Annotated in this window: 8 protein-coding genes, 1 tRNA gene and 1 pseudogene; 6 read left to right on the forward strand and 4 right to left on the reverse strand. The window is 41.0% G+C overall.

What is annotated here, in order from left to right; translation table 11 throughout:
• From AB5026_RS18140 to AB5026_RS18150, 3 genes and pseudogenes are all read right to left on the reverse strand, one after another.
• A pseudogene (locus AB5026_RS18140) lies at positions 1 to 340 on the reverse strand (ATPase); the annotation flags it as partial.
• An 18-nt stretch (positions 341 to 358) separates the two neighbouring features.
• Entirely contained in the window at positions 359 to 1,402 is a 1,044-nt protein-coding gene (locus tag AB5026_RS18145) for a V-type ATPase subunit (RefSeq protein ID WP_368214091.1), read from the reverse strand.
• Between the two features lie 19 nt (positions 1,403 to 1,421).
• Positions 1,422 to 1,742 carry a hypothetical protein gene (locus tag AB5026_RS18150; protein WP_021653134.1) on the reverse strand — a complete coding sequence of 107 codons (321 nt, stop codon included), beginning with the start codon at positions 1,740 to 1,742 and terminating at the stop codon, positions 1,422 to 1,424.
• 832 nt (positions 1,743 to 2,574) lie between these two features.
• On the opposite strand from AB5026_RS18150, the gene trmB reads away from it, so the two are divergent.
• From trmB to AB5026_RS18175, 5 genes are all read left to right on the forward strand, one after another.
• A complete protein-coding gene (gene trmB, locus AB5026_RS18155; RefSeq protein ID WP_015525395.1) occupies positions 2,575 to 3,231 on the forward strand; it encodes a tRNA (guanosine(46)-N7)-methyltransferase TrmB in 657 nt (218 codons plus the stop codon).
• 218 nt (positions 3,232 to 3,449) lie between these two features.
• The gene (locus tag AB5026_RS18160; RefSeq protein ID WP_173739392.1) at positions 3,450 to 3,623 is read left to right on the forward strand and encodes a hypothetical protein; all 174 of its coding nucleotides are present in this window, start codon (positions 3,450 to 3,452) and stop codon (positions 3,621 to 3,623) included.
• Between the two features lie 94 nt (positions 3,624 to 3,717).
• A tRNA-Lys gene (locus tag AB5026_RS18165) sits at positions 3,718 to 3,790 on the forward strand.
• A gap of 218 nt (positions 3,791 to 4,008) precedes the next feature.
• Positions 4,009 to 4,977: a tyrosine-type recombinase/integrase gene (locus tag AB5026_RS18170; protein WP_368214092.1), complete on the forward strand. Its 969-nt coding sequence runs from the start codon at positions 4,009 to 4,011 to the stop codon at positions 4,975 to 4,977.
• 124 nt (positions 4,978 to 5,101) lie between these two features.
• A complete protein-coding gene (locus AB5026_RS18175) occupies positions 5,102 to 6,766 on the forward strand; it encodes a hypothetical protein (protein ID WP_368214093.1) in 1,665 nt (554 codons plus the stop codon).
• Between the two features lie 128 nt (positions 6,767 to 6,894).
• Here AB5026_RS18175 and AB5026_RS18180 read toward each other — a convergent pair whose 3' ends face one another.
• Positions 6,895 to 7,443: a hypothetical protein gene (locus AB5026_RS18180; RefSeq protein ID WP_368214094.1), complete on the reverse strand. Its 549-nt coding sequence runs from the start codon at positions 7,441 to 7,443 to the stop codon at positions 6,895 to 6,897.
• A 120-nt stretch (positions 7,444 to 7,563) separates the two neighbouring features.
• Here AB5026_RS18180 and AB5026_RS18185 point away from each other — a divergent pair.
• Positions 7,564 to 8,662: hypothetical protein (locus tag AB5026_RS18185; RefSeq protein ID WP_368214095.1), on the forward strand; the 1,099-nt coding region annotated here is incomplete at its 3' end.

Consider the following 8,662-nt stretch of genomic DNA (forward strand, 5'->3'; position numbering starts at 1 on the left):
CTTCCAGAGAGGAACATTTTTCTTCCAGTTCGGACTGTTCCTTCTGGAGCTGATCCGCCTGGGAGCGGATCTCCTTTACTGTGGAAAGTGCTGTTTCAATACCCGGGCTTCTGTTGGAAGTGGACGGAGGAGTTTTCAGCTCCTCATAAATGGTATTGATGGAATTTAAGGCATCTCTGTAGGGGTTGACATCCAGGAAAGGCGTCAGACTTTCTACTGTGGTCAGCTCTGAGAGAGCGTTTTCCAGATGAATCTCGTACTTGCACAGGTAGGTGTTTACAACCCGGTCGATATCTGCCTTGGGACCGGTGATGCTTAGAAAATTCATTTTTTCAATCACGTTGCTACCTCCTGGTTATTAACCGTTGCGTATATAACGCAGGGATTGTTCTGGGTCCACGCCATAGCGCACGCATTCAAGGGCAATGGTCAGACGGTTGACTTCATGTTCTTTGTGATATAAATAGGAATAGATGACTGCTACGGAATAGGGATCCTTGCGTGCTTCCTGTTCCAGTATGCTGCGAAGAATATAGTTATAAAATTCTTCCAGACTGGCGACGGTCAGCTGTTCGTATTTCTTACCATAATAAGTTCCATTGAAGATACGACGGAACTCTTCTGGTGTAGGGGCCTCCACAAGGGTGGTGATCTCCTCTTTGCGGAGCTTGTAGTTCATGGGGACCAGCAATGCGTAAATAGCAGCCGGTTCCATCTGAAAGCAGCGTTTGGAGCGCTGGATGAACTGCAGGTTCAGCATATCGAATTTTTCACCGTAAGCCTTGGTGATCTGTTTCAGATCGTTACCTTTGAAAAGCTTCTTCCGCACATTCCAGATCTGTGAAAAATACGAAAGGTCAAGTGCCATGCCGAAGTCAAAAAGCGTGGCATTTCCACGTTCGTTGACCTGAGACAGCGGAATAAAAAAATCATTTCCCTTCAGTGTCGCAATGAATTCATCCATATTGGTGCAGGCGGTAAGCCTGTCAATGTCCAGCTTGGAATGATGTCTGAAAAAATCGCGGTAGGGAGAAATATCTACGGGATCGGTGTCCCGGTGGTCAAAGAGATTCGTCATGATTTCTTTCAGGACGCGGATCTCATAACGCTTCGAGTAAAGCGACAGGAACGTTCGCTGTTCCTGATTTGCAAAGTGGTAAAGCCTTGAAAAATTCAGGAAGATGGATTTCTTCAGGAGTTTTTCTATCTGTCCGCGGTGAAGATCATTTTCATCGAGACCGGACCAGATATTCTGATATTCGGGAGTCCGTTTCAGGTAGGCTGTTACCTGGGGGACATTGGGAAGCTGAACGATTTCTTCCAGCTGCTCATCTGTCACAAGCCTGCTCTGCATGGCGCGGATCTTGGTGGAGAGTCCGCTGTATGAGAGGACAGAGCCCATTGAATCACTTCCTTTCCCTTCAGGTTTCGGTGATGCCTGTTATTTTCTGAAACAGCTCACTGCAAAGACTTTCGTGATGGGCTTCGTAATAGGCATCCAGCCTGGATAGCTGGTCTTCGGTTTCTGCACGAAGCTCATTGATCCGGGCGTCTTTCTCGCGGGCCAGATCTTCACGGATCTTCCGGATCTCGTCGCTGGTTTCTTTTTCAAGTGAAGCGTCGAATTCCTTCGTCTGTTTTTCTGCTTCTTCCGAGAGAGCCTGTTTCTGTCGCGCAGCGTCCTGCATGATGGCATTGGCTGTAGCTTCGATTTCCGAAAGCTTATTTAGGATTTGTTCCATAACGCCCTCCTTGTTTGTTTATTGTTTATAATTGATTTTTATATGATACACCTTTTTTATGGTAAAAACAACTAAAAATTTGTTAATTTTTCTGCAAACTTTTGAGGGAAATGTGGGTAAAAAGATATTTTTTGGGGTTTTTGTGGGAAAAGAGGAAAACCGCAAAGGGGCCATAAAGCCATGGCCCCTCTGCACACCCCTCGGGCTTTTTTTAGGAGTTCTTGGTTGTGGTGGTGTGAGGTTGTTGACTTGTGTATGTATGCTGCGGTGTTGGATGTGTGAGGTTGAGCCGATGTGTGTGGATGCGGATGGTGTTGGATGTGGACGGCGAGGCGCGTTGCTGTCGCCTGGTTGAGAGGATGTGTATATGGATGCGGATGGTGTTGGGGGTGGACGGCGAGGCGCGTTGCTGTCGTCTGGTTGGGAGGATGTGTATATGGATGTGGATGGTGTTGGGGGTGGACGGCGAGGCGCGTTGCTGTCGCCTGGTTGAGGGGATGTGTATATGGATGCGGATGGTATTGGGGGTGGATGGCGAAGCGCGTTGCTGTCGCCTGGTTGAGGATTTTTTTTATTTTTTGCTTGCGGCGGGGTGGGGGTTACATGTATAGTTGAATATTGGGATGCATTGTACAGGGTGTTTTATCGGATATTCTGGAAGAGGAATGATGATTTTTTTGGATTTGTGCAGGTATTCTGGTTTGTGTGGCTGGTGGCGGATGTATTATAGTGGTTTCATTGGTTTGGGGAATTGTTATAGACTGCTTTTGCTGGCTACGAGAGGTAGTTATTTGATTTGTATATCATAGGAAGATTAATTTGGAGGTTATTTATGAGATTACGTAATATTCCCGGGGCGAAGGATGCGATTTTGGAGTGTGACTGGGTGATTGATGAACCGGAGAAGTTTAAAGGGGAATGGGCGAGTGTTTTTGGGGAGAAGAGACCGCTTTTTCTTGAGGTTGGTATGGGAAAAGGGCGTTTTCTGATGGATATGGCGCGGCTGCATCCGGAGAGGAATTATGTTGGAATCGAGATGTATGACAGTGTGCTGCTTCGGGCACTTCAGAAGAGGGAGGAGCTTGAGGAGGCCGGGGAGAAGTTTTCAAATCTGGTGTTCATCCGTGTGGATGCAAGGCTTTTGCCGGAGATTTTTGAGAAGGATGAGGTTGACGGGATTTATCTGAATTTTTCCGATCCGTGGCCGAAGGCCCGTCATGCCAAGAGAAGACTGACTTCCAGGGAGTTTTTGAAGAGGTATGAGCAGGTCCTGAAAAAAGAGGGTACTGTGGAATTTAAGACAGATAACCGTGGATTGTTTGAATTTTCCCTGGAAGAGGTGAAGGAGTCTGACTGGAACCTGGAGATTTGTACGTTTGATCTTCATCATGATGAGGAGCTGGTGAAGGGAAATGTGATGACGGAGTATGAGGAGAAGTTTTCTTCCATGGGCAATCCGATCTGTAAGATGGTGATCAGACAAAAATAGAAGAGGTAAGGTTAAGTGGTTCTCAGAAGGTATCTGATATCAAAGCTTATCTGGCGCATAGATATTCTGCGTTAATATAGAAGGTTGTTTTATCGGGCTGATCTGTAAACAGATCGGCCTGTTTTCATATAATAAATAAGAGGGAGCGTCAGGCAGGAATATACGAATCTGCAGGAGAAGCTGCCTGATCTGTATAAAGAAAGAGGGGAAAATAAGGTTTGAAAAAAAGAAAATCCAACTCATTCCGTCGAAATCTTAACAGTGTAAAACGCGGCGTCAAAAGCCAGGCATTTCAGATCAGAAATTCGCTGTCAGAAATAGAAAAATCACTGAACAAAATTGCATCAAATGAAGATATAAAAAATAAAAAAGAAAAAAATAAAAAAAATTAAAAAAAGGTGTTGACTTTCTTCAAATCATAACGTATAATACAACATGTCTTGAGGAACGAACGAAACAAAAAACGAAAGACAAATAATTAAATAAGCGTTTTTAGCTCAGTTGGTAGAGCACCTGACTCTTAATCAGGGTGTCCAGGGTTCGAACCCCTGAAGACGCACTAAAGGCACTGTTTTTGCAGATATAGAGCTGCGGGGACGGTGTTTTTTTGTCGTGTTTATTCGGGTTTCAGGGGGGATAAGGATATCTGGGCGTGAAGTGATGCGGAGTAAATGGACCGAGATGAAAATGTCGATCATCAGATAGAATCAGAATGTCTAATATAGACACCATGATTATAGGTATAGATCCTTTTGAATAAAGAAAGGATGGTATACTATGGGAGTTTGTAAGAAGATAAAAAGGAGGGCCGATCAGGAGCGGAATGTGTGGGAATTATTCCGGATGTTTAAGAATGAGAAAAAAATCCTGGGACTTTCTGAGAGTACATTACAGAACTACGAAGATAGCCTGAAGCGTTTTATGGATTACATGGAATGTACAGATGCGTCAATCCAGGAGATTGATTACGATGATGTTTTGAGCTTTACACAGGGATTGCAGGAAGAAGAATTAAGTGTATCTTCAATAAATCATTATCTACGTGATATCCGTGCATTTTTTAATTGGTGCAGTAAATCAGGATACTGCCGCAAGATAGAAGTAAAACTTGTAAAAGGGCAGGAGACGGTGAAAGAAACTTACAGTGAAGAAGAACTGAAGGCTTTACTGGAGAAGCCCAAAGGGGATTCTTATTGTGAGTGGAGATGCTGGGCGATTATTAACTGGATTCTGGCTACGGGAAATCGTGAGAAAACAATTTGTAATGTGAGGATGCGGGATATAAATCTTCCGGATGAAGAAATAGTGTTGAAGCAGACAAAAAATAAAAAAATTCAGATAATTCCTATGAGTACAGAGCTGTCGTTTGTCCTTACACAGTTTATACGAGATTTTCGAAGTGAAGCAGATGATGATGAGTTCTTGTTCTGCAATGTGTCTGGAGAACAGTTGACAGAGAATGCCTTGAAATTATCTATTCGTGATTACAATGCAGCAAGAGGCGTGAAAAAGACCAGCGTTCATGCGCTTAGACATACGTTTGCTAAACTTTGGATACATAATAATGGAGATGTGTTCCGACTGCAAAAAATGTTGGGGCATTCAACACTTGATATGACTCGAAATTATGTAAACCTTTTTGCCGCAGATCTGAAAGAAGGATTTGATGAATATAGTCCATTAGATAGAATGGTAAGAAAGAGAAGGAAAAAGCATACGATAAAAAGAAATAAACCAACAGCTTAGGTTTGGTTGGAATGGCAGCAGTTGGCTGCTGGTCCTTTTAAAGGTTTGGGTATTGCTGAATGCGAAAATTTGTCTTATTCTAAGAGCAGGAGAAAAATTTCGCAAATGAGGAAAAGGAGAGACTATGGCAGAGGAAAATAAGGCTGTAGAACTGCATGGGGAAGAATCGGAGAAGAAAAAATATATATCAGATGTCCTGGATATTGATAAGCTCATAGAGGAATACGGAAACAAGATTATGCTTATCGCAGGTGTTGGTTCTGGAAAAAGTACATGGGTAAAGGATGTTCTGACACAAAAAGGAAATGTACTGTTTATAACTTCCAGGCGTGCAAAGGTAGACGAGGATATTGCACACTCATGTTTTACAAGCTTTGTGCGCGAACAGGACGGGCAGAGAGAAAACCTGATAACGAATGCTAAACTTGGATACATTTTGATAAATGCTCATGCGGACATGCAAATGACAGTAGATAATTTCCTGAACTGCTATGAGTACATTGTTGTTGATGAGATACATTCAATGGCTTCAGATTCGACTTTTGCCAGATCTTCGTTTGATGTGCTTACATTCATTGAGTATGCAGCAGAACAAGGCCATAAGGTTATTGTAATGACAGGAACTCCAGAACCAGTTCAGTCTTATTTTCGGAACAATGGTTGGCATATAGAGGATTACAGAAAAATTTGTAATTATGTTAAACCGGAGGCTATAAAATATATTTATAAGGAAAAAAGAGTGGATGTTATCAAGGAGGCCTTGGAAGAAAATAAGAAGGTTATCTACTTTGTAAATAACACAGCTACTATCACAGAGACAATCAGAGAAGTATTGGATAAGAGAATTGGAGAGATTGAAAAAATTGCTGTCATAGTTTCGGATGAAAAAAGAAAAGATATGGACGCAGCTTTAAAGGAAAAATTCCCAGGCTACAATGAAGAAATCAATGACCAGGTATATACAAGTCTTATTCAGAACCAAGTGCTTCCGGAAGAATGCGAGATCTTAATATCCACATCAAGATTAAAAGAGGGAGTGGATATTTTAAATGAGAATGCCTGTGTAATCTGTGATAACCATATTCTGTCCAATTTAATACAGTTCTTTGGTCGTGTACGTGTTGGGGGCGGTACAGTTTATATCATTGAAGATGCACAACAGCATGAGATTAAACATGATAAACTTTTGTATGAGTATGCGAAGCAACAGGAAATAACTGCTGCCAATAAATTTGTTGACACATATATAAAAGAGCAGGAAGATGTGTTTGAATATGGCCCGACATTTTCTCTGATAAGGTTTGTGGAGCAGAATCCATATATCCGGTACAACTTTATAAAGAAAAAATTTCAGCTTTTCGAGATAAAATATAACGAGGAAATACGGTTATTGAATATCAAGGACTGGAAAGAAGAACTTCAGGACTATTGTGAGGAGTATGGAATAAAAACGCCGCTGCTTATACCAAGATATAAAATGCAGGGTATTATTGAGAAAGGATTTACTAAGAATCTTGAGCCAGATAAAAGATTCTATGGTGAGGATATTGAAAGGATTAAAGGAATAATCAGAAGAAATTATGGAATCAAGTATGCTCAGATTAAGAAAATTAATGAAAGTTTGGAAGAGCAGGGCGTGTCGTTTAGAATATATTCGGGAAAAGAAACATCAAAAGAGCATAGAAATGAAACCTATTATCAGATAATATCTCCGGAAGAACTGGAGGCGAGAGCCAAAAAGTCAAAGAAAAAAACTTCGAGAAAATCTAAAAAAACTGCTTCAAAATAGTGGATACATAGTAAAGGCCGAGAAGAAATTCTCGGTCTTTGTGTATATAAGGTTGAACAATTTGATGATGTATTAATAAGGATGTAAAGGCTCTGGATGACCGGGAAGAGGAGTGATTATCTCCACTCTTACTTCCTCGCACCCGGCCACCAGGTATAGCCACACTTCTGACACAGGTTCTTCTTTTTGGTTGATCCCAGTACTCCCCACATAATACTGTAACCTCTCTCCTGAGTTGTCACCGACGTTGATCCGCACTTTGGACAGCGAACTGTTTTGGATGGATCTGGAATATCGGCAGTGTTGAATTCGAAGTATTGGAAATTGTGGTCGATATAATCAAGAATGAACTTCTCAGCAAGATATCCTTTATCATTACCTTTATAATCATTCCACCAATTAAAATGGTCGTGTATCATCCTAATAACTTGAGTTGTATTATGAGAGGTTATTTCTCTATTACCATTATAACGGCTTAGTGTCTTTTCATATAATTCCTTTTTTTCAGCATCGGTTAGTTTCATATAGCTATCTATGAACGTTGTCATATCGTGTTCTTGACCATCAACAAGACAAATATTTTCTTTATGAATATTGCTTAAAGGGAAACCGCAATGTATGCAAGCTGGAGCTTTATCAGAGACGTTGCCGCCGCATTCAGGACATTTAATTAACATACCTTTACCCCTCCGTTTTCTTTTAATTTTATCATACTATAGTCATTAAGTAAAATCGGAAATCTTAAAAAAGCGATAAATTCAAAAGATACGGATAAAATAAAAGAAGTTCTTGGTGAAATGGACTTTAATACTGCTGGTAAATGGTTTGGACGTTTAAATACTAAATCAGATGGTAGTTCTATAATTACTGACGGAGTGACAGAAATATTTTCTCAATTATTTACACAAGCCACTGGCGATGATCTTGAAAAATCTCTTGCTAAAGGAGCCGCTTCTTCAGGTTTCAAAGGCGCACTCTCTGCTGGAGCAAGTGGACTTGCAGGTGGATTATCTGGTATTGTAACTAAGGTTGGTACACTAGGATCTGGCTTGCTTACGGCACTTGGTTCTATTCTCCCAGCACTTGCTGTTGTGGGAACAATCGCTGCTGGTATTGGTGGATTCCATTTACTGAATGATAAGTTTACTCTTACCAAAGGAATGGCGGACAAACATTATTCACAGTCAACACAGGAATATGCAAATAATCAGTCCGAACTGGAATCGTTACAGTCTCAAAGAGATTCTAACCAGGAACGCATTTACGAACTCCGGGCTAAAGAAAATAAGTCAACTGACGAAAAGGCAGAACTGAGTCAGCTCCAGGAAGAAAATAATCTTCTTGATTCTCAGGTAGCTATAAAAGAAAAGTCTGTGGACGTATCTAAGCTGAAGGCAGCCAATGATGCCAAAACGAAACTTGAGAAAAAAGGATACCAGAAGAACTATAAAAAGGAAGCTTACGATAATCAAGATAAAACTTCAATCAATGATTTGGATGAAGCTTCTGAAATGATTGATTATTTAAATCAGCTTAAATCTGAGTACAAAGATCGTGTTCAGAAAATTGCGGATGAAGGTAGAGAACCAAGTTGGATTGAACAGAAAGGTTTGGATAGCACAAAGAAAAAGATTGACAGTTTAGAATCAGATGTTGCTGATAAGGTAACAGAGATCTCTGATACTGCCAAGAGCATGAAGAACGATGATGGATCTCTTATTGATAAGAAATTCAAAGATACTGTTGCTTCTGCTGATGCTGTTGTACAGAAATATCTGAACTCTACAGACTCTACCACAGCCACTTCCGACAAGATGAATAACATCTTTGCACTCTCTCAGTTCTCAGATCTGAAGGATAAACTCATTGCCGCAGGTAAATCCGGTGGTACAGATG

Source organism: Blautia sp. RTP21359st1_E11_RTP21359_211015 (genome assembly GCF_040910705.1).
GTDB lineage: Bacteria > Bacillota > Clostridia > Lachnospirales > Lachnospiraceae > Blautia_A > Blautia_A fusiformis.

Excerpts from the sequence above, each read along its gene's own strand:
- AB5026_RS18145 (WP_368214091.1), bottom strand. The coding sequence starts at position 1,402 with ATGGGCTCTGTCCTCTCATACAGCGGACTCTCCACCAAGATCCGCGCC.
- AB5026_RS18150 (WP_021653134.1), bottom strand. The coding sequence starts at position 1,742 with ATGGAACAAATCCTAAATAAGCTTTCGGAAATCGAAGCTACAGCCAAT.
- trmB (WP_015525395.1), top strand. The coding sequence starts at position 2,575 with ATGAGATTACGTAATATTCCCGGGGCGAAGGATGCGATTTTGGAGTGT.
- AB5026_RS18170 (WP_368214092.1), top strand. The coding sequence starts at position 4,009 with ATGGGAGTTTGTAAGAAGATAAAAAGGAGGGCCGATCAGGAGCGGAAT.
- AB5026_RS18175 (WP_368214093.1), top strand. The coding sequence starts at position 5,102 with ATGGCAGAGGAAAATAAGGCTGTAGAACTGCATGGGGAAGAATCGGAG.
- AB5026_RS18180 (WP_368214094.1), bottom strand. The coding sequence starts at position 7,443 with ATGTTAATTAAATGTCCTGAATGCGGCGGCAACGTCTCTGATAAAGCT.